A 23,487-nucleotide genomic window follows, 5' to 3' on the forward strand; every position below is an offset into this window, starting at 1 on the left:
CCTCCCGGCGGACTAGTGTCATTCGGACAAAAGGAAGCGGACGTCAGGTGAAGCCGGGGTTGCCTGCGTCCTTCTTCACGGACGCATGGCACGAACGGGACGAGAGGCCGACGCGGCGTGGCGAATGCGGAGCACAGTGGGACCACCGAGGTCCAGGCGCGGCTGCGCGCGGCCAGGCTCGTCCTGTGGCTGGTGGCGGCCGTCCTCGCCCTACGCGAGCTGGCCGTCGTCCTCCGTACCCCCAGAGGCGAGCGGCTGACGGACCTGGAGACCTGGGTCGGCCCGGACGGCGTCCTGCACGTGAAGGGTTCGCTGTACGACTCGACGCAGTTCACCGGTACCCCATTCGGGGGACTCGTCCTGAAGCCGCTCACCCGCGCCGCCGAACAGGCCCTCGGCTGGGGCTGGACCTTCGGCACCCTGCTCCTGGTCGTCGCCCTCGGTCTCGTCGCCGCCCGTGCCCTGCCCCAGCCGGTCGGCCGCCGCACCTCCCTGCTCGCCGCGCCGGTCGCGATCAGCCTCCTCATGCTGTCGCTGCCCGTGCGCAACACGCTCTACCTCGGGCAGACCAGCATCATCCCGGTCCTGCTCGTCCTGGTCGCCTGCTTCGTCGTACGAGGTGAACGGGTCAGCGGACTGCTCATCGGTCTCGCCGCCGCACTCCAGCCCACGGTCCTGCTCTTCGCGGCCCTGCTCTGGTTCACCGGCCGCCGCCGAGGGGCCCTCACCACGGCCGCGACCTTCGCCGCCGGCACCGCGCTCGCCTGGGCCGCGCTGCCGCACGACTCGTACACCTACTGGGTGCACCACATCGCCGGCACCGGCCTCGGCGGCCCCGCCGACGACCTCGCCAACCAGTCCCTGCACGGCCTGCTGCTGCGTCTGGGCATGACGGGACCGCTGGAGATCTCCCTCTTCCTGGTGCTCGGCGCGGCCGTCGCCGCGCTGGGCGTGCGCCGGGCCGTGCGCTACGCCCGCGACGGCCAGCTGCTGCTCGCCGTCGCCATCACCGGCTGCGCGGCGATCGCCGTCTCACCGACCACCTGGCAGCACCAGCTGCTGTGGGTGCTGCTCGCGGTCGTCGGGCGGGTCGGGAAGCGGGCCTCGGACCGGTATGTGTGGCCGGTCGCCGTCGTCGTGGTGATGACCCTGCCGACGACGATGCTGCTGCCGCACATCTCGGCGCTGTACACCCTGCGGGACAACATGGTGCTGCTGGCCGCGCTCGCCGCCGCCACGGTGATCCCGTTCCTCTCGCGCACCTCGCCGCACTACCGGACGCCGATCCCCGCGGAGTACGCCGCTGTGGTGCCCGCGCGGTTCCGGCGCGTGCCGCTGCTGCCGTTCCTGCGCCGGGTACTCACGCGGCCGAACCTGCTCCTCGAACTGCTGCTCATCCGGGTCACCTACGCCGCCTACCAGCAGGTCAGACTCGCGGCGACCGGCGGCACCAACTCGGCGGGGCGGGCCACCGCCGAGAAGCACGGCCGGCAGGTCTACGACCTGGAACGCCTGCTGCACATCGACCTCGAGCACTGGGCCAACCACGCGGTCGTCAAGGTGGACTGGCTGCGGAACTTCTTCGACCACTACTACGAGTCCTTCCACTTCGTGGTCCCGCTGAGCGTGCTCGCCGTCCTGTACTGGCGGCGGCCGGTGGACTACCGGTGGGCCCGGGCCTCACTGGGGCTCGCGACCCTGTTGGCCCTGGTCGGCTTCTGGCTCTATCCGCTGGCGCCGCCGCGGCTCATGCCGGCGCTGGGGATCATCGACACCGTGCACGGGGTGCAGGACTTCTCGAAGCCGGATTACGGGACGCTCACCGCTCTGACCAACCAGTACGCGGCCATGCCTTCGCTGCACTTCGGGTGGTCGCTCTGGTGCGGGGTGGTGATCGCGGTCATCGCGCCGAGGTGGTGGATGAAGGGGCTGGGGCTGCTGCACCCGTTCTTCACGGTGTCGGCGATCGTGGCCACGGGGAATCACTGGGTGCTGGATGCGGTGGGGGGTGCGGTGGTTGTCGGCGGGGGGTTCGGGTTGTCGTACGTCTTTCAGGGGCCGCGGGCTCGGGTGGTTCGAGTGGCGGTGGAAGCTGACGAGGAACGGGCGTTGGTGAAGAGGTAGCACCCAAGGGGGTGCCGCCTGGTGTGGTCCGGCGGGCGCGGGGCCGTTGGGGCTGTTCGCGCCCACGCGGCGGAGCCGCATATGGATACAGCCCCGCGCCCCTGGACAGCCTTAACTGAGCGTCACCTGGAGCTCCTTGACCCCGTTGATCCACGCCGAGCGCAGGCGGCGGGGGTCGCCTGCTGCCCGTAGGTCGGGCATGGCGTCGGCTATGGCGTTGAAGATCAGGTCGATCTCCAGGACCGCGAGGGACTTGCCGAGGCAGTAGTGCGGGCCTCCGCCGCCGAAGCCGAGGTGGGGATTGGGGTCGCGGGTGATGTCGAAGGCGTCCGGGTTCTCGAAGACCTCGGGGTCGTGGTTGGCGGCGGCGTAGAAGATGCCGACCCGGTCGCCCTTCTTGATCTGCTTGCCGCCGAGTTCCGTGTCCTGGGTGGCCGTGCGCTGGAAGGCGTTGACGGGCGTGGCCCAGCGGACGATCTCCTCCGCCGCCGTCGAGGGGCGCTCGGCCTTGTAGAGCTCCCACTGGTCGGGGTGGGTGAGGAAGGCGTGCATGCCGTGGGTGATGGCGTTGCGGGTCGTCTCGTTGCCCGCGACCGCCAGCATCAGCACGAAGAAGCCGAACTCGTCGGAGTTCAGGTTGCCTTCGTCCTCCGCGGCCACCAGGGTCGTGACGATGTCCTTCGCCGGGCACTGCTTGCGGTCGGCGGCCATGTTCATCGCGTAGGCGATGACCTCCATGGCCGACTCCTGGCCCACCTGCTCGCTGATCGCGTACTCCGGATCGTCGTACGAGATCATCTTGTTGGACCAGTCGAAGATCTTGGCCCGGTCGTCCTGCGGGATGCCGATGAGCTCGGCGATGGCCTGGAGGGGCAGTTCGCAGGCGACCTGGGTGACGAAGTCGAAGGACTCGCCGGGCAGGGTGCGCGCGGTCTCGACGATCGCGTGGGCGCGGTTGCGCAGGCGTTCCTCCAGGGCGCGGATGGCTCGGGGGGTGAACACCCGTTGGACGATCCCGCGGACCCTGGTGTGTTCCGGCGGGTCCATGTTGAGCAGGATCAGGCGCTGCGCGTCGATCGCGTCTCGCTCGATGCGCTCGTTGAAGCGGATGATCGCCGTGTTGAGGTACGACGAGAAGATCTCCGGGTGGGTGGAGACGTACTTGACGTCCGCGTGCCGGGTGACCGCCCAGTACCCCTCGTCCTGGAAGCCGGCGACATTGCCCGGCTGGGGGATCCAGCGCACCGGTTCGGCCCGGCGCAGCTCGGCGAACTCCGGCAGCGGTACGCGGCTTTGCAGCAGGTCGGGGTCGGTGAAGTCGAACCCCTCGGGGAGTGCTGGACAGGTCATCGGCAACTCACTCCAGCTGTCTGGAAACTCTCTGACGGTCCATCAGGAACAGAGCTGCCGTGACGGTAGTAACGGGTTCTACAAGAGGCAAGGGGCATGGGGCCTCCAATTGTGTGCACGACCCTTGCGGTGGTGGGTGGCTCGTCAGCAGACTGCAAAGCAGCGCGAAGTAGAACACGTACTAGTTCTGCGTCTGTTCCACGGAAGTTCCATGGATCCGTTCGGAGGAGAGGACCCGCACCCATGGCCGCCGAACCCGTGATCGTCGAAGCCGTCCGCACCCCCATCGGCAGGCGCGGCGGCGCGCTCGCCAACCTGCATCCCGCCTATCTGCTGGGCGAGACCTACCGTGAACTCCTCGGCCGTGCCGGCATCCCCGCCGACGCGGTGGAACAGATCGTCGGCGGCACGGTCACCCATGCCGGCGAGCAGTCCATGAACCCCGCGCGCACGGCCTGGCTGACCGTCGGGCTGCCCTACGAGACGGCGGCGACGACGGTCGACTGCCAGTGCGGCTCCTCGCAGCAGGCCTCCCACATGGTCGCCAACATGATCGCGGCCGGGGTCATCGACGTCGGCATCAGCTGCGGTGTCGAGGCGATGTCCCGGGTGCCGCTGGGGTCGGGATCGAAGCACGGCCCCGGGAAGCCGTTCCCGGACGAGTGGAACGTCGACCTGCCCAATCAGTTCGAGGCGGCCGAACGGATCGCGCGACGCCGGGGGCTGACCCGGGAGAACGTCGACTCGCTCGGGCTGATCTCCCAGGAGCGGGCGGCCGTCGCCTGGTCCGAGGAGCGCTTCAAGCGGGAGACGTTCGCGGTCCAGGTGCCGACCACCGAGGACGAACAGCGGGCCGGGCAGGGCATGTGGCGGCTCGTCGACCGGGACGAGGGGCTGCGGGACACGTCCATGGAGGCGCTGGCCGGCCTGAAGCCGGTCATGCCGACGGCGATCCACACGGCGGGCAACTCCTCCCAGATCAGCGACGGCGCCGCGGCGATCATGTGGGCGTCGAAGCGGATGGCGCGGGCGCTGAAGCTGAGGCCGCGGGCGCGGATCGTGGCGCAGGCGCTGGTCGGCGCCGACCCGCACTTCCACCTCGACGGTCCCATCGACGCGACCCGCGCGGTGCTCGGCAAGGCGGGCATGTCCCTGAAGGACATCGACCTCGTCGAGATCAACGAGGCGTTCGCCTCCGTGGTGCTCAGCTGGGCCCAGGTCTTCGAACAGGACCTGGAGAAGGTCAACGTCAACGGCGGCGCGATCGCGCTCGGACACCCGGTGGGATCCACCGGGGCGCGTCTCATCACGACCGCGCTGCATGAACTGGAGCGCACCGACAAGGAGTTCGCGCTGATCACGATGTGTGCGGGCGGGGCGCTGGCGACGGGGACGATCATCCAGCGTCTGTAGGAGCTGGTGAAGGCGGCGGGGGCGAGGGAGAGGATCGGCCCCGCCGGGGTCTCTGTCCGGTTCGAGTGCGGGCCTCCATGATGGCGACATGGCAGAGGGACTGCGATGGGTGTCGAGGCGTATCCCCTCGGCTACAGCCTCGTCTTCTGCGAGCACCTCGCGCCGGAGGAGGTTCTCGTACGGCTCGGGGCGCGGCGGGAGGCCCTGTATCCGCTCACCCGGCTCCAGGCGCAGGACATCGAGGTCCGCAACGCGGCCGACGAGCCCTGGAACCTGGATCACTTGGGGGACCTGGACGTGGCGGCCCTGGAGGAACTGGGCTTCCTTCGCTCTGAGGTCGACGCCGTCGTGCGGGCCGGTTCGGCCGGGGGCTGGGCGTACGCGATCCAGGCCTCCGTGTCGTACGTCTCCGCCCGCAACCACCTTCCCGCCCTGTCCCGCGGCACCCGTGTCCTCGCCGTCAGCCGGGACGTGAACGCCACGCAGCGGGTGGAGTACGCGGTGGTCGACGGGCGGGTCCTGTCCTCCTTCGACCCCGGGATCCCCGCCTACGACGACGGGGTCGAGCCGTCGGCGCTCGGCTGGCCGTCGGACAGCGGGGGTATGACCTCGCCGCAGGTGCTGGAGTATCTGGAGAGACGATTCGCGCTGTCGGTGCCCGATGCGTCGGAAGGGCTGGCGCTTCCGGCGGCGGCCTTCTCCCGGCGGGAGGCCTGAGCGTCGGGCTCGGAGGCGTCGCGGGACCGGACATCTCCTGGAGCGATGAGTTTTCGCGGCCGCGGCCGTCCTCACTACGACGTGGGAGGTGTGCGCGATGGGCGCGACGGTACGGCAGGAAGCTCTGGAGCGGCTGCGGGTTCTGGTCGGGGAGTGGGTGGTGGAGGCGGAGTTTCCCGGACAGGCGACGGGGGCCGGGCGGAGTGTGTTCGAGTGGGCGCTGGACGGGCAGTTCCTGGTGCAGCGGACCGAGGCCCCGCATCCCGCGCCGGCCAGTACGGCGATCGTGTCGGTCGAGCCCGGGACGGGGGCGTACACGCAGCACTACTTCGACTCGCGGGGTGTCGTACGGCTGTACGCGATGACCTTCGACGGCGAGGTGTGCAACTGCTGCGTGCGGAGGAGGACTTCTCCCCGCTGTCCTTCCGGCAGTGCTTCACCGGGCGGCTGAGCGCGGACGGCGACAGCATCCACGGCGTGTGGGAGCAGTCGAAGGACGGGTCGGCCGAGTGGGAGACGGACTTCGGGCTGACGTACCGCAGGAGCCGCTGAGATGAGGCCCGTTGACAGGCGGCCCACGGTCGCGAACGCGCGCGGGATCGTCGACGCGAGCCGGTACCTGGTGCTGGCCACGGCGGACGCGGAGGGGCGGCCCTGGAGTACGCCGGTGTACTTCGCGCATGTGGGGTGCCGGGAGTTCTTCTGGGTGTCCTCGCCGGAGGCCGTCCATTCGCGGAACATCGCGGTGCGGCCCGAGGTGGGGATCGCGGTCTTCGACTCCTCGGTGGAGATCGGCACCGGGCAGGGGGTGTACGTGTCCGCCGTCGCCGCCGAGCTGGTGGACGGGGCCGAGCGGGCGCTGGAGGTCTTCTCCCGGCGGTCACTGGGGCACGGCGGCCGTGTCTGGACCCTCGACGACGTGCGGGGCGACTCCGGGATGCGGCTGTACCGGGCGGTGGCCGGGACCCACTCGATGCTGGCGAAGGATGGGCGCCCGGACCACCGGGTGACGGTCGAGCTGGGATGAGGGGGGAGCGGGCTGCACCCGGGGTCCGGGTGTGCGGTCCCTCGTGGCGGCGGGCGCGGAGCGGGATCGTGGATGACGGATCGCAACGGTCCGTCGGCCCAGGTCACCGCCCACGCATTCCTGTCGCGCCCCGGCACGCTGTGGGAGGACTGGTCGCGGGCCGCCGCAGAGGGGGCGGAGCAGGTGACGAGTCCGGCCCCGGTCCGGACGGCACCGCGAGCGTGAGCCCCTGGGACCGAGGCGCCGGGGTCCGGAGCCGGGGGCTCAGGTGACGGGCCCGAGGCGTTCGAGGCCGGCTGCCGCCTCCGCGGCGGACGCCGTGTCGCCGAACTGGGTGAACAGCTCGCGGGCCAGGGTGTAGTGCTCCCGGGCCCCGGTGGGGTCGCCGCAGTGTTCCAGTGCCGTGGCGAGCCCGAGGGAGGTGTGGGCGCGGAGGCGGTCGACGCCGGCGTGGTCGGAGGGGGTGCCGACGGTCCGGAACACCTCCGCCGCCTCGGACCAGCGTTCCAGGGCCAGCAGGTCCCTGGCCGTCTCGCAGCGCAGCAGGGCCGCCGCGAACTCGTTCAGGCCGGGAACGTCCCCGGTGCGGGTGCCGAGCAGGGCCCGGTGCAGAGCCAGCGCCTCCTCTCCGCGTCCGGTCTCCCGCAGCGCGGTGCCGAGGACCCGCTGGGAGACCGCCTTGCCGGTGGAGTCACCCGTGGTCTCGAAGAGCCGGGTGGCCCGGGCGGCCGCCTCCGCCGCCTCCGCGGGCCGGGCCAGACCCATGCAGGCCCCGCTGATGTACGACCACGCCCAGGCCTGCTGCTCCAGATCACCCGTCTCCGACGCCAGCTCGAGCGCCCGGCGTGCGATGTGCTCGGCCTCCGCGTACTGGTAGGCGCCGACCGAGTGGGCCCAGGCCAGGCAGTTGAGCTGGTGGGCCTCGGTCGCGCGGTCACCGAGGGCGGCCGCGGACCGGACGCCGTGGGAGAAGAGGGTCTGCCACTCGGGCCACTGGCTCCAGCGGTCGGAGAACCAGTACAGGGTGCGCGAGGCGTGCAGGATCTCCGTGTGCCGGCCCGCCGCGAACATCAGGGGCAGCGCGCCCGCCCAGTTGGAACGCTCGGCGGTGAGCCACTGCTCCGCCTCCCCGGCGGACCCCGGGGTGAAGGCGCCGGGTTCGCCCGCCCAGGTTTCCGGCGCACCGGGCGCCTCGAACCGCCGGCCCGCCGTGGCGGCCGACCGCAGGAGCCAGTCCGCCATCCGCAGCCGCACGACCCGGGTCACCGACTCGGGCTCCTCCGCGCTCAGTCGCTCGCGTGCGAAGAGCCGTACGAGATCGTGCAGGGCGTACCGGCCGGGCGCGGTCTCCTCCAGCAGGCCCCGGTCGACCAGCAGGTCGAGGGAGTCCTCGGTGGTGAGCGGGTCCTCGCCGGTGATGACCGCGGCGAGGTCGGGGCCGAGGTCGTGGCCGGGTACGAGGGAGAGGCGGCGCAGCAGGACGCGGTGCGGGTCGGTGAGTTGGCCGTAGGAGAGGGTGAGGGCGCTGCGTACGGCGAGATCACCCGCGACCAGCCCGCTCAACCTGCGTCCCTCGTCGGCGAGTTGGCCTGCCAAGCGGGCCGGGGTCCAACTCGGGCGGCTGGAAAGGCGGTTGCCGACGATGCGCAGGGCCAGCGGGAGATGGCCGCACAGTTCGGTCAGCCGGGTGATCGCCTCGGACTGGCCATCGGTGCGCGGGGCACCGAGGATCCGCTCCAGCAGCCTCGTCGACTCCCCGCCGCTGAGGCCGCCGAGCCTGATCCGCCGGACGCCTTCGAGACCGGCCAGCGGCCGTCTGCTGGTGACCAGCACGAAACTGCCCTCGGCGTCCGGCAGCAGCGGCCTGGTCTGGTTCTCGTCGGCCGCGTCGTCGAGGACGACCAGCGCCCGCCGGCCGGTGAGCGCGGCCCGGTAGACGGCCTCCCGGGCGACGGGGTCGACCGGGATCCGGTCCGGGGGGTGACCCAGTGCCGTCAGCAGGAGGACCAGCGCCTCGGCGGCCGGCAGCGGGGAGTCGCTCATGCCGTGCAGCTGGACGCAGACGCTGCCGTCCGGGAAGGCGCCGGCCAGCCGCCGTGCCGCTTCCGCCGCCAGGGTCGTCTTGCCCTGCCCGCCCGGCCCGAAGAGCACCGCCGCACGCGTGCGCGTGCCGGTGGCGAGCGCCTGCAGATCGGCCAGTTCCTGCTTGCGGCCGGTGAAGTCCGGGACGGTCCGCAGGAGATACGGCGATGCCGAAGGCCCCCCGCGGTCCCGGCCGGCCTCGGCGAGCCGCCGCAGGAGCTCGCCCTGCTCGGCGTCGAGCCGCAGGGCGGCCGCGAGCGCGTCGACCGTACGCCGCTGCGGCCCCCGGCTGCGTCCGCGCTCCAGGTCACCGAGCGCGCGCACGCTCACCCCGGACGCCTCGGACAACTCCTCCAGGGTCAGCCGGGCGGCCCGGCGCAGGGACCGCAGCATCACACCGAAGGCGGTGCCGCCGTGCGGTACGTCGGACTGCGGAACTTCACGATCATGACTGGTCATCACGACAATTAGAACAAGCGCTTCCTGCTTCCGCCGCTACTTCCGCCCGTACTTCTGCCTGGCGACCACCGTCCGCTCCTGGTGTGCTGGAGTCTCACCTACCAGAGGATGCACCGACATGGCGTACATCACCGTTGGCGAAGAGAACAGCACGCCGATCAAGCTCTACTACGAGGACCACGGCACCGGACAGCCCGTCGTGCTGATCCACGGCTACCCGCTCGACGGCCACTCCTGGGAGAAGCAGCTCCCCGCGCTGCTGGAGGCCGGTCACCGGGTCATCACCTACGACCGCCGCGGCTTCGGCCGCTCCTCGCAGCCCACCACCGGCTACGACTACGACACCTTCGCCGCCGACCTCGACAAGGTCCTCACCACCCTGGACCTGACCGACGCGGTCCTCGTCGGCTTCTCCATGGGCACCGGCGAGGTGGGCCGCTACCTGGGCACCTACGGCTCGGGCCGGGTCGCGAAGGCGGCCTTCCTGGCCTCCCTGGAGCCCTTCCTGCTCAAGACCGACGACAACCCGACGGGCGTGGACCAGTCGGTGTTCGACGGCATCCTGGAGGCCGTGACCAAGGACCGTTACGCCTACTTCGACGCCTTCTACCAGGACTTCTACAACCTGGACGAGACGCTCGGCAGCCGGATCAGCGAAGCGGCCGTCCGGGGCAGCTGGAACGTGGCGGCGGGTGCCTCGGCGCACGCCTCGGTGGCCTGCGTGCCGACCTGGATCACCGACTTCCGGGCCGACGTGGCCAAGATCGACGTACCGGCGCTGATCCTGCACGGCACCGGCGACCGTATCCTGCCGATCGACGCGACCGGCCGGCCCTTCCACGCGCTGCTGCCGTCCGCCGAGTACGTCGAGATCGAGGGCGCCCCGCACGGCCTGCTGTGGACGCACGCGGAGGAGGTCACCTCCGCGCTGCTGGCCTTCCTCGCCAAGTAGCCCTCGGGAGATCAGGGGCTACTCGCGCCCCGACGCGGCCACCGCCAGCAGGGCCACCAGCCCCGCCGCGATGGCCAGCGGAATCGCGAGGCCGTGGTGGAGCACCAGCCACGCGCCCACCCCCGCCCCGGCCACCATCGCGATCACGGACGCCGTACGGCGGGGTGAGCGGGTGCCGGGGCCGCCGCCGGCCCGGGAGTCGGCGGCGAGGCCGGTCAACGTCATGGTCAGCACGGTCGTCGTCAGGTCAGGGACGCCGAGCTTGCGGACCGTGGCGTTGCGCAGGCCCATGGCGAACGCGGTGACGGCGATGAGGGTGTAGGCGGTGGCCGTGGCGCCGGGCGCGGCGAAGGCGACCACGGCCGAGACCCCCAGAAGCACCGCCTCGGCGGCGAGGGTGAGCCGGGCCCAGGTGCGGCGGGAGCCGGAGCCGAGCCGTACGGCCACCCGGCCGCCCGCCACCGCGCCCACCACGAACGCCGCCAGCGAGGTCAGCGTGTGCTCCACCGAGAAGCCGGGCGCCCCGGCCGCGGCGAACCCGAGGACGACCACGTTGCCGGTCATGTTCGCGGTGAAGACGTGTTCCAGGCCGAGATAGCTGACGGCGTCGATCAGTCCGCTGACCACCGTCAGCCCCAGCAGCACGGCCACCAGGCGCAGCCCGCGCGCCTCGGGATCGCCGGCTGCCTTCAGGCCGGTGCCGCTCTGTTCGCTCATCGAGTCTCCGGAATGCCGGACGGTCGGGGTGCACCCAAGTCCACCATGGCTGCGGGGGACTCTCGGATGTCGGGGCGTCCCGCGCGTCCGTAGCGTCGAGGACATGAGCGATGAGACGCACACATCCCCTGCAGTACGGGCGAGTTGGCGCACACGGAAGGGACTCGCCGGTGCGGCGGCCCTGCTGCTCGCCGGGCTCGCCGCGGCCCCGGTGGCAGCGGCCGCCGACCAGGGGGCGCAGCACACGCGGCGCGGTGACCTGGTCTCCGTCGCGCCGGTCGCCGACCGGGACGCCGGGCAGGTCAGGTCGTTCCTGACCGAACGGGACGTCGACGCCGACGTGGTGCGGTACGGCGTACGGGCGTACCGGCTGACGTACCGGACCGTCGATCCGCACGGCCGGCCCACCACCGCGACCGGGCTGCTGACGCTTCCCCGGGGCGGCGCCCACCGCCTCGACCTGGTCTCCGACACCCACGGCACGATGGTGGACCGCGACTACGCGCCCTCGGCGAGCGAGGACTTCGGACGGGTGCCGTCGTATCTCAACGCCGCCGCGGGCCGGGCGGTCGCCGCCCCCGACTACCTCGGCCTCGGCAAGGGCCCTGGCCCGCATCCGTACATGGACACCGCCTCGTCCGTGACCGCCTCCGTCGACATGCTGCGCGCCGCGCGGACGGCCGCGGAACGGCTCGGGCGCCCGCTGACCGGTCAGGTGTACGCGACGGGCTTCTCGCAGGGCGGCCAGGTCGCGATGGCGCTGGGCAAGGCCCTGCGGGAAGGCGCCGACCGGCACTTCCGGCTGAGGGCACTCGCGCCGGTCAGCGGCCCGTACGACCTGGAGGGACAGGAGATGCCCGCGCTGTTCGACGGCCGGGTCAACGACACCAGCGGGGTCCTCTACATCTCGTACTGGCTGGTCGCGCAGAACCGCCTGCACCCCCTCTACAAGGACCCGTCCGAGGTGTTCCGCGCGCCGTACGCGGGCCGGGTCGAGGGCCTGCTCGACGGGAGCCACGAGGAGGAGGACGTCGTCAAGGGGCTCGCGCCCTCGGTGAAGCAGCTGCTCACGCCCGCCTTCTACGAGCGTCTGCGGCACCCTTCCGGCGCCGTGCTGGACGCGATGCGCGCCGCCGACCACACCTGCGACTGGAAGCCGGAGGTGCCGGTACGGCTGTACGCCGGTACCGCCGACACCGACGTGCCCATCGGCAACACCCGGGCATGCGCCCGCACCCTCGCAGGTCAGGGAGCGAGGGTGCGGGTGGTCGATCAGGGGCCTGTGGACCACTTCGGTTCGATCGTGGTGTCGGCCCCGCAGGTGGTGCGGTTCTTCGACGGCGTACGGCGGTGACGAGCGGCGGCTCAGTACCAGCCGTTGGCCTGCCAGAAGGCCCAGGCTCCGGTCGGGCTGCCGTAGCGGGAGTTCATGTAGTCGAGGCCCCACTTGATCTGGGTCTTGGCATTGGTCTTCCAGTCGGAACCGACGGAGGCCATCTTGGAGCCGGGCAGGGCCTGGACCAGGCCGTAGGCGCCGGAGGAGGAGTTCGTGGCGTCGACGTCCCAGCCGCTCTCGTGCTCGACGATCTTGCTGAACGCGTTGTACTGCGCGGCGTTCGGGATCATCTTGTGCGCGATGGCCTTGGCGGAGGCGGGCGAGTTGGTGGTGGCCGCCTGGGCCGGCGCCGCGGTCAGGACCAGGCCGGCGGTGGCGGCGGCCATCGCGACGGTGGTGATGGCCTTCTTCGGAGAAGCGATGCGGCGGGCGATGCGGGAGACCGACACGGGGAACCTTTTCTTCGGGGACGGGGGTGTCGCTCGCGGTCCCGGGGGACATGCGTCGGCGCCGAGGCCCGTGGGCTTGTCGGCGCCGTGCGACGTCGTCCAGAGAAACAGGCTCGGAAGGCGCCCGCAATGACCCCTTTTACTAGTGGTGGCCGAATCGCCGGGAAAGGGCATGCGTGTGATCGGGCTCTCAAACCGCAGGTCAGAGGGGGTACGTAAGAGGCGTTATGTCCGAAATGCTCCTACTGTTCCCGCTAGTAGGTGAGCTGGGTCATGTGGGGCGCTTCACCGTTCGGGCGCCTCGAATGTGACCTGGGCCTCGAAGGCCGCGCGGCGGGTGGCCCGGCGCAGCCCCCTGAGGAGGGCCGGGCCGAGGGTGAGCGTCAGGACCACGGTGACCACGGCCCGGCCGAGGTCCCAGCCGAGGGACGTGGCCACGCAGTACGCCACGAAACGGGCCAGGTTGGCGGGGACGCCGGCGTGCGGGTCGAAGGCGATGTCCGAGGCCAGGGCACCCATGAAGGGCCAGCCGGCCATGTTCATGGCGGTGCCGTAGGCGAAGGCGGCGAGGAAGCCGTAGGCGGCCAGCAGCCGGACCTCCGTACGGCCCTGTGCGCGGGCGGGTACCGGCAGCAGGCCCGCCCCCATCGTGAACCAGCCCATCGCCAGCATCTGGAACGGCATCCAAGGTCCCACCCCACCCGTCAACAGGGCGGACGCGAACATCGTGACGTTGCCGAGCACGAAGCCGAAGCCGGGGCCGAGGACGCGGCCGCTGAGCACCATCAGGAAGAACATCGGCTCGATACCGGCGGTGCCGGCGCCGATCGGCCTGAGCGCGGCGCCGGTCGCCGCGAGTACGCCGAGCATCGCCACCGCCTTGGGGCCGAGCCCCGACTCCGCGAGCGCCGCGGCGACCACCGCGACCAGGAGGACGAGCAGTCCGGCGAAGAGCCAGGGGGCGTCCTGGGTGTGGGTGCCGACCTGGGAGGTGGGCGGGGCGAGGAAGGGCCAGCCGAAGGCGACGACACCCACGGCGCTGACCAGGGCGAGGGTGAGGAGGGAGCGGGGGCCGAGGTGTACGGCTCGGGTCATGACAGGGCCTTTTTCACCTCGGTGACCGTGAGCCACCGCTGGGGGGCGAGGATCTTGCTGACCTGCGGGGCGAAGGAGGGGGAGGACGTGATGACGTCCGTCGCCGGGCCGTCGGCGATGACCTCGCCCTCGGCCAGCAGGATCACCCGGTGGGCGAGTTCCGCGGCGAGTTCCACGTCGTGGGTGGCGAGCATGATCGCGTGGCCGGTGGCCGCGAGTTCCCTCAGCAGGCCGACCAGGCGGGCCTTCGCCGCGTAGTCCAGGCCGCGGGTCGGCTCGTCGAGGAGCAGGAGGGGCGGGCGGGCGGTCAGGACCACGGCGAGGGCGAGAGCGAGCCGCTGGCCTTCGGAGAGGTCGCGGGGGTGGGTGTCGTCGGTCACGCCGGTCAGGAGGTCGTCGACCAGCGCGCGGCAGGTGCCGGGTGCGGCGCCGGCGTCGTGGTCGGCGGCCCGGCATTCCGCGGCGACCGTGTCGGCGTAGAGCAGGTCCCGGGGTTCCTGGGGTACGAGGCCCACTCGGCGCACGAGGTCCCGGGGGGCGGTGCGGTGCGGCGGGGCGCCGCCTACCCGGACCGATCCGGCGGAGGGTTCCGTGAGACCGACCAGGGTGTTGAGGAGCGTGGACTTGCCGGCGCCGTTGCGGCCCATGAGGGCGATGGTCTCGCCGGGGCGGACGGTGAGGTCGAGGTGGCGCAGGGCCTGGACGTGGGCCCGGCGGACGGAGAGGGAGCGGACCTCGGCGAGCTGGGAGGGGGCGGGTGCGGTCGGCTTGGGGCGGCGCAGCCGACGGACCCGGCCCTCGGCCGGCCCCTGGGGGGCGGCCTCGCCGTCGGCGGCCGCGGGTGCGACGTCCACGAGTGCTCGTCCGGCCAGCCGCTCCCTCAGTTCCCCCGCCCTGCGACGCGCGTCCCGCACCGTGAGCGGCAACGGAGCCCAGCCCGCCAGCCGCCCCAGGTCCACCACCGGTGGGTACACCGGTGACACGGCCATCATCTCGGCCGGGGTGCCGAGGACCGGCGGCTCCCCGCGGGCGGGCAGGAGGGCAACCTGGTCGGCGTACTGGATGACACGTTCCAGGCGGTGTTCGGCCATGAGGATCGTGGTGCCGAGGTCGTGGACCAGGCGCTGGAGGACGGCGAGGACCTCCTCCGCCGCCGCGGGGTCCAGTGCCGAGGTCGGTTCGTCGAGGACCAGGACGCGGGGGTGCGGGGTGAGGACCGAGCCGATCGCCACGCGTTGCTGCTGGCCGCCGGAGAGGGTCGCCAGCGGGCGGTCGCGCAGGGGCGCGAGGCCCAGCAGGTCCAGGGTCTCCTCCACCCGGCGGCGCATCACCGTCGGCGCCAGGCCCAACGACTCCATGCCGTAGGCGAGTTCGTCCTCCACGGTGTCCGTCACGAAATGGGAGAGCGGGTCCTGGCCGACCGTGCCCACCACGTCGGCCAGTTCGCGTGGCTTGTGGGTGCGGGTGTCGCGGCCGGCCACCGTGACCCGGCCGCGCAGGGTACCGCCGGTGAAGTGCGGGACGAGCCCGCTGACCGCGCCGAGGATCGTGGACTTGCCGACCCCCGACGGACCCACGAGCAGGACGAGTTCACCCTCGGGCACCTCGAAGTCGACGCCCCGGACGGTGGGTTCGGACGCCCCGTCGTACGTCACGGACACATCCTCGAAGCGGATCACGACGACGGCTCCTTGGCGGAGGGATCGGGGGCGGGGGCGAGGAAGGCAGGCAGGAGGCCCAGGAGGACCGCCGCGGCCGGCCGGACGGGGAGGGCGGGGGCGACAAGGGGCACCACACCGGGATGCAGGGCGGCCGGATCGGTGGCGCCCGCGAGGAACATCGCCGCCGCCACGGCCGCGCCGGAACCGGCGACCAGGAAGGACCGCGTGGTCCAGCGGTCCGGACGGTACCGGGTGCGCGGGGTGCGGCGGCCGCCCAGACGCAGACCCGCGAGGGCGGCGGCGAGACCGGCGAGGAGTACGGGGATGCCGTACGTGCCGCCCTCGGCGGTGAGCAGTCCGTACGTGCCCGCGCAGACGCCGAGCAGGCCGCCGAGGGTGAGCGCGGTGGTCGTACGGCGGACTCCGGGCGCCACCTCGGCCGTTCGGCCGTAACCGCGGGCGTCCATGGCCGCGGCGAGGGCGACCGAACGCTCCAACGCGCCCTCCAGGACCGGGAGTCCGACCTGGAGAAGGCCTCGGACGCCGGTGTCGGGGCGGCCTCGGAGGCGGCGGGCGGCGCGCAGGCGTTGGACGTCGGCGATGAGATGGGGGGCGAAGGTGAGGGCCACGACCACGGCCACGCCGAGTTCGTAGAGGGCGCCGGGAAGGGACTTGAGGAGGCGGTGGGGGTTGGCGAGGGCGTTCGCCGCGCCCACGCAGACGAGGAGGGTGGCCAGTTTCAGGCCGTCGTAGAGGGCGAAGACGAGGGACTCCGCGGTGACCCTGCCGCCCAGGCGGATGCCCTGGGCCCAGTCGGGGAGGGGGAGTTCGGGGAGGGTGACGAGCACATGGGTGCCGGGTATGGGGGAGCCGAGGACGATCGTGAAGAGGAGCCGGACGAGGAGCACGGCGAGGGCGAGCTTGAGAAACGCCGTGTACGAGCGGGACCAGGGCGTGTTCCGGCGGCAGGACGCCACCACGTAGGCGGAGGTGGCGACGAGAAGGGCGAGCAGCAGGGGGTTGGTGGTGCGGGTGGCCGCGATCCCGAGGGAGAGGGACCAGAGCCACCAGGCGCCGGGGTGCAGGGGCGCAGGCCGGACAGGTGAACTACGCGGCATTCCTGCGCCGCCTTGCTTGCCACACCGCGGCCGCTCCCAGTACGGCGATCGCTGCCAGGCCCGCGAACAGCCCCACGGACGGACCCCCGTCCGACGAGGCGGACTTCTTCCCCGGCTGCTTCCCCTTCTCCGTCCCCGTCACCTGCTCCCCGCACCCCGCCTCCGGGTACCCCGCGATCGCGCAGAGCAGGGCGTTCGTGCTGTAACGCAGTGGCTTCGCGGCCGCCGCCAGGGCCTCCGCCGTGGTCGCGTCCCGGGGTACCACCGCGCACTCGGTACGGCTCGCCGGGGGCTTCGCGCCGGACGGGGCGTCCGCGGCCGTACCGAAGTCGATGACCAACGCCACGCGTTTACGGCCGTCCCGCGCCGCCGTGTCCCCGCAGATCGCCGTGAACGACGCCGTCCCGCGCGGCTTGTCCGCGTCCGCCGAGTCCTCGCTCACGGCGAAGCGGAAGCCCTGGACGTCGCCGTCGGAGGGGACCGCGGTCGAGGGCCCCTGCGTGGCGTAGGTCCAGGTCGCGCCGGTGCGGTCCCAGAAGGACCAGTAGCGGTACCCGGCGGCGTGCGCCGGGCTCATGGTGGCGAGGAACAGGCCCGTCAGGAGGGAGAGGAGGGCCGCCCGCCGGATCACGGCCGCTTCCTCTTGTTGCGGCCGCTGAGGAGGAAGCCGATGCCCGCCCCGGCGGCGAGGCCCGCGCCGACCACCCACCACACGGAGCCACCGGAGTCGTCCTGGGACGCGGTGGCCGGTGCCGGTCCCGTCGCGGTCAGCCGCTTCACCAGGTCCGTGCCGCCGAAGTCGCTCGGGTCGGTGCCGGCCGCCTCGGCGGCGAGGATCAGCTGGGCGTAGGCCGCCGGCCCGTTCTGCTCGGCCCACTTCGCGGAGTTCCGCTCCAGCCACGCCAGGGGCCCCCGCGCGGCCTCGGGGCCGCCCTGTACGGCGAGTGCGACGACCGCGTCCGCCGTGTTGCCGTAGTCGGGCTGGTTCTCGGCACCGGGGAGGGCGGACGTGAGGTAGCCGTCCTTCGCGACCGCCTTGGCGAGGAAGGAGGCTCCGTTGGCCGCGGCCTTCGCAGGGGTGAGGTCCGGTGCGTCGGCGCAGGTGCTCTCCCTCGTGGTGTCGGCCCTCGCCGTCAGCGGACCCGTTCCGCGCGCGGCGAGGACGGCCGCCGCCGTCGCGTCCGCGTTGGCCCTGAGCTTGCCCTTCTTGTCCGGCTGATAGGCGAAGGCGCCCCCGTCGGCACACGGCAGGGACAGCTTCAGCAGGGCGTCGTAGGGCGACTTCCCGCCGGTGCGGATCTTCGAGACGAAAATGTTCTGGGTGGCGAGCGCGCCCATGACCACGGATGTCGAGTTGGCGTCGCTGGCCCCGCCGGGGGCGAAGCCCCAGCCGCCGTCCTTGTTCTGGACGGACTTCAGCCAGTTCACGGCCTTCGTGACCGCGCTGCCGTGGCCGCCGACCGCGGACAGGGCCTGGGCAGCCGCGGCCGTGCTGTTGGTGTCGACCATCAGCTTGGCATCGCAGGCCTTGGCCGGGTTCGCGCGGAACGCCGGGAACGCCCCGTTCGCGCACTGCTGCCCGGCCAGCCAGTCGACGGCCGCGGCCGGGGGCTCCGCGTGCACCCGGTACAGGGCGATGAGCGCGAACGACTGCCGCCAGACCCCGTCGTACGTGGGGTCGCTGCTGCCGTACAGCCCCGAGGGCAGGGACGGCGAGGGGGACGGCGAGGCGGCTGCGGCGGGCGCGGCCGTGCCGATCACGATGGATGCGGCCAGGACCGCGGCGCTGCGGCGGACGTTCATGATCGGCGGATGCCCTTCTCCCTGCGGAGAGCCGGGCAGCACGGGAGAACCCCCGGGCGGCTCGGCTCCGTATACCTCGACGGTGCCGTACACCGGCCGGTTGCCGATGCACGCGAGCCGGTCACGAACCGTACGGGGCAGTCCGGCTCACCGCCGGAAGGGGCGGATCACGGTGGGGGTACCTCCCAGGCCCTCAAGGCGCTGGGGGAGGGTCAGCGCCGGAATTGCACCGGCTTTCCCCTGTACGGGTGTGATACGACCTGGCTACTGTACTCGGCCGTAGGGAAGCGCCTGAGAGCCGCCTGTGGACCTGGGTGGGTGAGGCCGGTGTCCTCAGGCGGCCACGTACGTCACCGGATCGCTCCCCGTCACCGCCTCCGCCCGCCCCAGCTTCACCAGCCGCCGCAGATGCGCCTCGGCCTCCGAGACCGCGATGTTCCGTGACCCGTAGGGGATCTGCTCCCAGGGCCGGTTCCACTCCATGCGCTCGGCGAGCTGCCAGGGGGTGAGGGGCTCGGCGAGGAGGGAGCGCAGGTCGGTGAGGCGTTCCTCGTGGTGGGCGAGCAACTCCTGTACGCGGGCGGCCGCGTCGGTGAAGACATGCTGGTGTGCGGGGAGGACCTCGGCGGGGGCGAGCCGGCCGACGCGTTCCAGGGAGTCGAGGTAGTCGCCGAGGGGGTCGGTGACGGTGGTGTCGTCGGGGTCCTCGTACAGGCCGATGTGTGGGGTGATCTCGGGGAGGAGGTGGTCACCGGAGAACAGTCGCCCGGTGCCGGGCAGTTGGGCCGGGTGTTCCTCCTCCAGGTGCAGGCAGACATGGCCGGGGGTGTGCCCCGGGGTCCAGATCGCGCGGAGTCTGCGGCCGGGGAGGTCGAGGAGTTCGCCGGGGACGATCTCGCGGTCGGGCAACGCGGGGGAGAAGCCAGGCAGTTCGCGGCGGCGGGCGGTGCGCAGGGGGGCCACGTGTTCCTCGGGGGCGCCCGCCGCCTCCAGCTTGGCCGTCATGTAAGTGAACCAGCGCTCGGCCCGGGTCTCCCGGGTGCGCCGCACGATCGCCGAGTCCGCCGCGTGCATCGCGATCCAGGCACCGGAGGCGTCCCGCACCTTGCCGGAGAGGCCGTGGTGGTCGGGGTGGTGGTGGGTGATGACCACGCCGTGGATCTCGTCGACGGAGGTGCCGCAGGCCGTCAGCCCCTCGGCGAGGGTGTCCCAGGAGGCCGGGTCGTCCCAGCCGGTGTCGACCAGGACCGGCCCCCGGTCGGTGTCGACGACGTACACGAGCGTGTGGCCGAGAGGGTTGTCGGGGATGGGCACCTGGACGGACCGGACGCCTCCACCATGGTCGTGCACCTGCGCCATGAGTTCCCCAATCACCGCGTTCCCAGCACTATAACTAGAACGAGTTTCGACGGTAGCCCGAGGTCACCAACAGTCGCGGTGTGCGGCCCGTGGACTCCTCCCAGTGGAACTGGTATCAGTTCCGTATCTGATGGATCGTCAGCAGCCGCCGCAGGGAGGCGTTCGCCATGACCGAGCTCGTGGAACACGGACAGCTGTTCATCGGCGGGGAGTTGACCGACCCCCTGGGCGAGGACGTCATCGAGGTGATCTCCCCGCACACCCAGGAGGTCATCGGAAGGGTGCCGCACGCCTCGCGCGCGGACGTGGACGCGGCGGTCGCCGCCGCCCGCACCGCCTTCGACGAGGGGCCCTGGCCGCGGATGTCGCTCGACGAGCGCATCGAGGTCGTCACCAGGATCAAGGACGCCATCGCGGTCCGGCACGAGGAGATCGCCCGCGTGATCTCCTCCGAGAACGGCTCCCCGTACTCCTGGAGCGTCCTCGCGCAGGCCCTCGGCGCGATGATGGTCTGGGACTCGGCGATCACCGTCGCCCGGAACTTCACGTACGAGGAGCAGCGCGACGGAGTCCTCGGCCGCATCCTCGTGCGCCGCGAGCCGGTCGGGGTCGTGGCCGCCGTGGTGCCCTGGAACGTCCCGCAGTTCGTCGCCGCCGCCAAACTCGGGCCCGCGCTGCTCACCGGCTGCACGGTGGTGCTCAAGCCGTCGCCCGAGTCGCCGCTGGACGCCTACATCCTGGCCGAGATCACCAAGGAGGCCGGGCTGCCGGACGGCGTGCTGTCCATCCTCCCGGCCGACCGCGAGGTCAGCGAGTACCTGGTCGGGCACCCCGGCGTCGACAAGGTCTCCTTCACCGGCTCGGTGGGGGCGGGCAAGCGCGTGATGGAGGTCGCCGCCCGCAACCTCACGCGCGTGACGCTGGAGTTGGGCGGCAAGTCGGCGGCCGTGGTCCTCCCGGACGCGGACGTCGAGGCGGCCGTCGCCGGGATCGTCCCGTCCGCCTGGATGAACAACGGACAGGCCTGCGTGGCCCAGACCCGCATCCTGCTGCCCCGCTCCCGCTACGACGAGTTCGCCGAGGCCCTTGCCGCGGCGGCGAGTTCACTGGTCGTCGGCGACCCGCTCGACCCGGCCACGCAGGTCGGCCCGCTGGTCGCCGAACGCCAGCAGCGCCGCAACCTCGACTACATCAGGATCGGCCAGGAGGAGGGCGCCAAGATCCTCACCGGCGGCGGGCGCCCGGCCGGCCTGGACCGCGGCTGGTACGTCGAGCCGACACTCTTCGGGGACGTCGACAACTCGATGCGGATCGCGCGGGAGGAGATCTTCGGGCCCGTGATCTGCCTGCTCCCCTACGGCGACGAGTCCGAGGCCGTGAAGATCGCCAACGACTCCGACTACGGCCTGTCCGGCAGCGTGTGGACGGCCGACGTCGAGCGTGGCATCGAGGTGGCGCGGCAGGTCCGTACCGGCACCTACTCGGTCAACACCTTCAGCCTCGACATGCTCGGCCCCTTCGGCGGCTACAAGAACTCGGGCCTGGGAAGGGAGTTCGGCCCGGAGGGCTACGGCGAGTACCTGGAGCACAAGATGATCCATCTGCCGGCCGGCTGGGAGGCGTGAGCGAATGGAGGTATCTCCCGCGCGAGCCGATGCGAGCGTGGGGACGGGAGACCGCTGGCACGTCGAGGTCGACCGCTCCCTGTGCATCGGCTCCGCCCAGTGCGTCCACACCGCCCCCGACGGCTTCCGCCTGGACACCGCACGCCAGTCCCACCCCGCCGAGCCGGAGACCGACGCCAACGAGAAGATCCTGGTCGCGGCCGAGAACTGCCCGGTGGAGGCCATCATGATCACGCTCCTGGGGAGCGGGGAACCGGTGTTCCCGCCGGAGGAGTAGGCGTCGAGAAAATCATGGTTTGAGGGGGTTCATTCCCGGACTCACGTTCTATTCTGGACGCAGGCCTACGAGACGAGTGAGGGAGTCCAACCGGAGTAGCCGACTCGGGCGCGACGCGAAGGTTTCCGCCGGGGCCGACGTCGACGGTCGGGCTGAGAGGCCGGAGAGCAGCGGGAAGGCTCGACGGCGACCCCTGGACCTGATCCGGACCATGCCGGCGAAGGGAACCCGTCTCGTAGGTTTTGTGCGTGAGGGCGTACGCTCCTGCGGTCGTCGAACGGGACCGATGGGGTGGGAAACAAACGTGGAGAAGTCCGAGGCCAGGGAGCTGATCGAGCAGGCGCGCGCGGCCTGGGACGCCGAGGAGTGGCTGCGCGCCGCCGAGTTGTACGAGCGGGTGCTCGCGCACTTCCCGGACCTCGAGGCCAGCGCGGTGTGGTGGTACGACGCCGCACTCGCCCACAAGTTCCTGCGGAACTGGGCCAAGGCGTACGAGCTGGGCCGGGAGGCCGCGGCCCGCTCTCCGCGCGGCGAGGGCGACCCGGCGTACTGGAACCTCGGCGTCGCGGCCACCATCCAGCGTGACTGGGCGACCGCGCGGGACGCCTGGACCGGCTTCGGCATCCGGCTCCGGGACGGCGAGGGGCCGATCGACGACGGCTTCGGACACGCCTGCGTGCGCCTGGACACCGGCGAGCGCGAGGTCGTCTGGATCGAGCGGCTGTGCCCGACCCGCGGCCGGGTCGTCAGCGTGCCCGTCACGGGCGGACGGCGTTACGGCGAGATCGTCGTCCACGACGGCGAACCGAAGGGCGAGCGGGTCGTCGAGGGGTCGGCCTACCCCGTCTTCGAGGAACTCCTGCTCTTCGAGGCGTCCGAACTGCCCACCCTGGAGGTCACGGTGGCCGCCGGCGAGACGGCCGACCTGGAGGCCCTCCTCACGCTGTTCACCGACCACGGCTTCGGCGCCGAGCCGGCGAGCAGCGTCCGGGTGCTGTGCGCCTGCTGCAGCGAGGGCAGCCACGCACAGGAGCGCTCCGTCGAGGCGGGCGCCCAGCAGGTCTCCCTCGCAGCCCCCGAGGAGGAGGCCCGGCGGCTGTTGGACCGGTGGGCGGCAGAGACGGCCATCGGACGGAGCTGGAGCGGGCTCGCGGCCGTCGGCTAGGAAGGGCTGGGGGTCCGGGGTCGATCAGGGCCGGGGTTCAGTGAGGTCGATCAGCCGGCACACCGTCTCGATGTCGATCTTCACCTGGGCGATGGAGGCGCGGCCCGAGAGCCAGGTGATCAGGGCCGAGTGCCAGGTGTGCTCGATGACGCGGACCGCGGAGAGCTGCTCGGGCGTCGGGTCCGCGAGGCCCATGGCGTCCAGGATGATCAGCGTGGTCTGGTGGGAGACCTGGTCGACCTCAGGGCTCACACTGCGGTCCGCGAAGGTCAGTGCGCGGACCATCGCGTCGGCCAGGTGCGGTTCGCGCTGCAGGGCGCGGAAGGCCCGCATCAGGGTCTCCGCGACCCGCTCGGCCGCCGTCTCGCCCTGCGGCGGCTTCTTGCGGAGCGTGCCGTGCATGTGTTCCAGCTGGTCCTGCATGGTCGCGACCAGCAGATGGATCTTGGAGGGGAAGTAGCGGTAGAGGGTGCCGAGTGCCACCTGCGAGGACTCCGCGACCTCCCGCATCTGCACCGCGTCGAACCCGCCACGGCTCGCCAGTTGCGCGCTCGCGTGCAGGATGCGGCGGCGCCGCGCCTCCTGCCGCTCGGTCAGCGGTGGCGCGTCGGGTCGCGCGGTACTGGCTTCCACTCCGGCCGACTTGGCCACCTTGTCCACCTTGGGTTCCGTGACAGTCCGTGAGGGCTCGCGATCACACAGCATGGCAGGCTGCCGGGCCGTGGCGCGGTCGCGGCGTTCGTGGCGTGAATCACCTG

The 23,487-nt window shown here is 71.9% G+C and carries 22 protein-coding genes; 11 read left to right on the plus strand and 11 right to left on the minus strand.

Annotated elements, in window-relative coordinates; translation table 11 throughout:
* Positions 1-117: 117 nt before the first annotated feature.
* Positions 118-2,124, plus strand: a complete 2,007-nt coding sequence (locus tag ABZT02_RS08620; protein WP_356015626.1) for a bifunctional glycosyltransferase 87/phosphatase PAP2 family protein — start codon at positions 118-120, stop codon at positions 2,122-2,124.
* Between the two features lie 111 nt (positions 2,125-2,235).
* Here ABZT02_RS08620 and ABZT02_RS08625 read toward each other — a convergent pair whose 3' ends face one another.
* On the minus strand, positions 2,236-3,474 hold the full coding sequence (locus tag ABZT02_RS08625; RefSeq protein ID WP_356015628.1) for a cytochrome P450: 1,239 nt from the start codon (positions 3,472-3,474) through the stop codon (positions 2,236-2,238).
* A gap of 243 nt (positions 3,475-3,717) precedes the next feature.
* Here ABZT02_RS08625 and ABZT02_RS08630 point away from each other — a divergent pair, with 243 nt between their 5' ends.
* From ABZT02_RS08630 to ABZT02_RS08650, 5 genes are all read left to right on the plus strand, one after another.
* Entirely contained in the window at positions 3,718-4,887 is a 1,170-nt protein-coding gene (locus ABZT02_RS08630; RefSeq protein ID WP_356015630.1) for a steroid 3-ketoacyl-CoA thiolase, read from the plus strand.
* Positions 4,888-4,992: 105 nt separating this feature from the next.
* A complete protein-coding gene (locus ABZT02_RS08635) occupies positions 4,993-5,604 on the plus strand; it encodes a DUF6461 domain-containing protein (protein WP_356015631.1) in 612 nt (203 codons plus the stop codon).
* A 97-nt stretch (positions 5,605-5,701) separates the two neighbouring features.
* On the plus strand, positions 5,702-6,055 hold the full coding sequence (locus ABZT02_RS08640) for a hypothetical protein (protein WP_356015632.1): 354 nt from the start codon (positions 5,702-5,704) through the stop codon (positions 6,053-6,055).
* 102 nt (positions 6,056-6,157) lie between these two features.
* Complete coding sequence (locus tag ABZT02_RS08645; RefSeq protein ID WP_356015635.1) at positions 6,158-6,631, plus strand: pyridoxamine 5'-phosphate oxidase family protein; 474 nt, start codon at positions 6,158-6,160, stop codon at positions 6,629-6,631.
* A 72-nt stretch (positions 6,632-6,703) separates the two neighbouring features.
* The gene (locus tag ABZT02_RS08650; RefSeq protein ID WP_356015637.1) at positions 6,704-6,856 is read left to right on the plus strand and encodes a hypothetical protein; all 153 of its coding nucleotides are present in this window, start codon (positions 6,704-6,706) and stop codon (positions 6,854-6,856) included.
* Between the two features lie 39 nt (positions 6,857-6,895).
* Here the strand turns inward: ABZT02_RS08650 and ABZT02_RS08655 are convergent, their stop codons facing one another.
* Positions 6,896-9,172: a helix-turn-helix domain-containing protein gene (locus ABZT02_RS08655; protein ID WP_356015639.1), complete on the minus strand. Its 2,277-nt coding sequence runs from the start codon at positions 9,170-9,172 to the stop codon at positions 6,896-6,898.
* Between the two features lie 118 nt (positions 9,173-9,290).
* On the opposite strand from ABZT02_RS08655, the gene ABZT02_RS08660 reads away from it, so the two are divergent.
* On the plus strand, positions 9,291-10,124 hold the full coding sequence (locus ABZT02_RS08660; RefSeq protein WP_356015641.1) for an alpha/beta hydrolase: 834 nt from the start codon (positions 9,291-9,293) through the stop codon (positions 10,122-10,124).
* Between the two features lie 18 nt (positions 10,125-10,142).
* On the opposite strand, the gene ABZT02_RS08665 is transcribed toward ABZT02_RS08660, so the two are convergent.
* A complete protein-coding gene (locus ABZT02_RS08665; protein WP_356015642.1) occupies positions 10,143-10,841 on the minus strand; it encodes a YoaK family protein in 699 nt (232 codons plus the stop codon).
* 103 nt (positions 10,842-10,944) lie between these two features.
* On the opposite strand from ABZT02_RS08665, the gene ABZT02_RS08670 reads away from it, so the two are divergent.
* Positions 10,945-12,195, plus strand: a complete 1,251-nt coding sequence (locus ABZT02_RS08670) for an alpha/beta hydrolase (protein WP_356015644.1) — start codon at positions 10,945-10,947, stop codon at positions 12,193-12,195.
* Between the two features lie 11 nt (positions 12,196-12,206).
* Here the strand turns inward: ABZT02_RS08670 and ABZT02_RS08675 are convergent, their stop codons facing one another.
* The 7 genes from ABZT02_RS08675 to ABZT02_RS08705 all read right to left on the minus strand — a co-directional run bounded on the left by ABZT02_RS08675 (position 12,207) and on the right by ABZT02_RS08705 (position 19,662).
* On the minus strand, positions 12,207-12,626 hold the full coding sequence (locus tag ABZT02_RS08675; RefSeq protein ID WP_356015646.1) for a transglycosylase SLT domain-containing protein: 420 nt from the start codon (positions 12,624-12,626) through the stop codon (positions 12,207-12,209).
* 285 nt (positions 12,627-12,911) lie between these two features.
* On the minus strand, positions 12,912-13,721 hold the full coding sequence (locus ABZT02_RS08680; protein ID WP_356015648.1) for an ECF transporter S component: 810 nt from the start codon (positions 13,719-13,721) through the stop codon (positions 12,912-12,914).
* A complete protein-coding gene (locus tag ABZT02_RS08685; RefSeq protein ID WP_356015650.1) occupies positions 13,718-15,400 on the minus strand; it encodes an ATP-binding cassette domain-containing protein in 1,683 nt (560 codons plus the stop codon). The genes ABZT02_RS08680 and ABZT02_RS08685 overlap by 4 nt, the downstream gene beginning before the upstream one ends.
* Complete coding sequence (locus ABZT02_RS08690; RefSeq protein WP_356015652.1) at positions 15,397-16,500, minus strand: energy-coupling factor transporter transmembrane component T; 1,104 nt, start codon at positions 16,498-16,500, stop codon at positions 15,397-15,399. The genes ABZT02_RS08685 and ABZT02_RS08690 overlap by 4 nt, the downstream gene beginning before the upstream one ends.
* Positions 16,490-17,131 carry an SCO2322 family protein gene (locus ABZT02_RS08695; protein ID WP_356015654.1) on the minus strand — a complete coding sequence of 214 codons (642 nt, stop codon included), beginning with the start codon at positions 17,129-17,131 and terminating at the stop codon, positions 16,490-16,492. Before ABZT02_RS08695 ends, ABZT02_RS08690 begins: the two co-directional genes overlap by 11 nt.
* Positions 17,128-18,303: a prenyltransferase/squalene oxidase repeat-containing protein gene (locus ABZT02_RS08700; protein ID WP_356015656.1), complete on the minus strand. Its 1,176-nt coding sequence runs from the start codon at positions 18,301-18,303 to the stop codon at positions 17,128-17,130. The genes ABZT02_RS08695 and ABZT02_RS08700 overlap by 4 nt, the downstream gene beginning before the upstream one ends.
* 333 nt (positions 18,304-18,636) lie before the next feature.
* On the minus strand, positions 18,637-19,662 hold the full coding sequence (locus ABZT02_RS08705; RefSeq protein ID WP_356016309.1) for an MBL fold metallo-hydrolase: 1,026 nt from the start codon (positions 19,660-19,662) through the stop codon (positions 18,637-18,639).
* A 167-nt stretch (positions 19,663-19,829) separates the two neighbouring features.
* Between ABZT02_RS08705 and ABZT02_RS08710 the strand changes: the two genes are divergently transcribed.
* From ABZT02_RS08710 to ABZT02_RS08720, 3 genes are all read left to right on the plus strand, one after another.
* On the plus strand, positions 19,830-21,287 hold the full coding sequence (locus ABZT02_RS08710) for an aldehyde dehydrogenase (RefSeq protein ID WP_356015658.1): 1,458 nt from the start codon (positions 19,830-19,832) through the stop codon (positions 21,285-21,287).
* Between the two features lie 4 nt (positions 21,288-21,291).
* On the plus strand, positions 21,292-21,564 hold the full coding sequence (locus ABZT02_RS08715) for a ferredoxin (RefSeq protein WP_356015659.1): 273 nt from the start codon (positions 21,292-21,294) through the stop codon (positions 21,562-21,564).
* Between the two features lie 304 nt (positions 21,565-21,868).
* Positions 21,869-22,729 (plus strand): tetratricopeptide repeat protein, encoded by an 861-nt coding sequence (locus tag ABZT02_RS08720; RefSeq protein ID WP_356015660.1) that lies wholly within the window; start codon positions 21,869-21,871, stop codon positions 22,727-22,729.
* 24 nt (positions 22,730-22,753) lie between these two features.
* Here the strand turns inward: ABZT02_RS08720 and ABZT02_RS08725 are convergent, their stop codons facing one another.
* Positions 22,754-23,389: a TetR family transcriptional regulator gene (locus ABZT02_RS08725; protein WP_356015662.1), complete on the minus strand. Its 636-nt coding sequence runs from the start codon at positions 23,387-23,389 to the stop codon at positions 22,754-22,756.
* Between the last annotated feature and the right edge of the window lie 98 nt (positions 23,390-23,487).

The sequence above is a fragment of the Streptomyces sp. NPDC005402 genome, from assembly GCF_040606575.1.
Classification (GTDB): domain Bacteria; phylum Actinomycetota; class Actinomycetes; order Streptomycetales; family Streptomycetaceae; genus Streptomyces.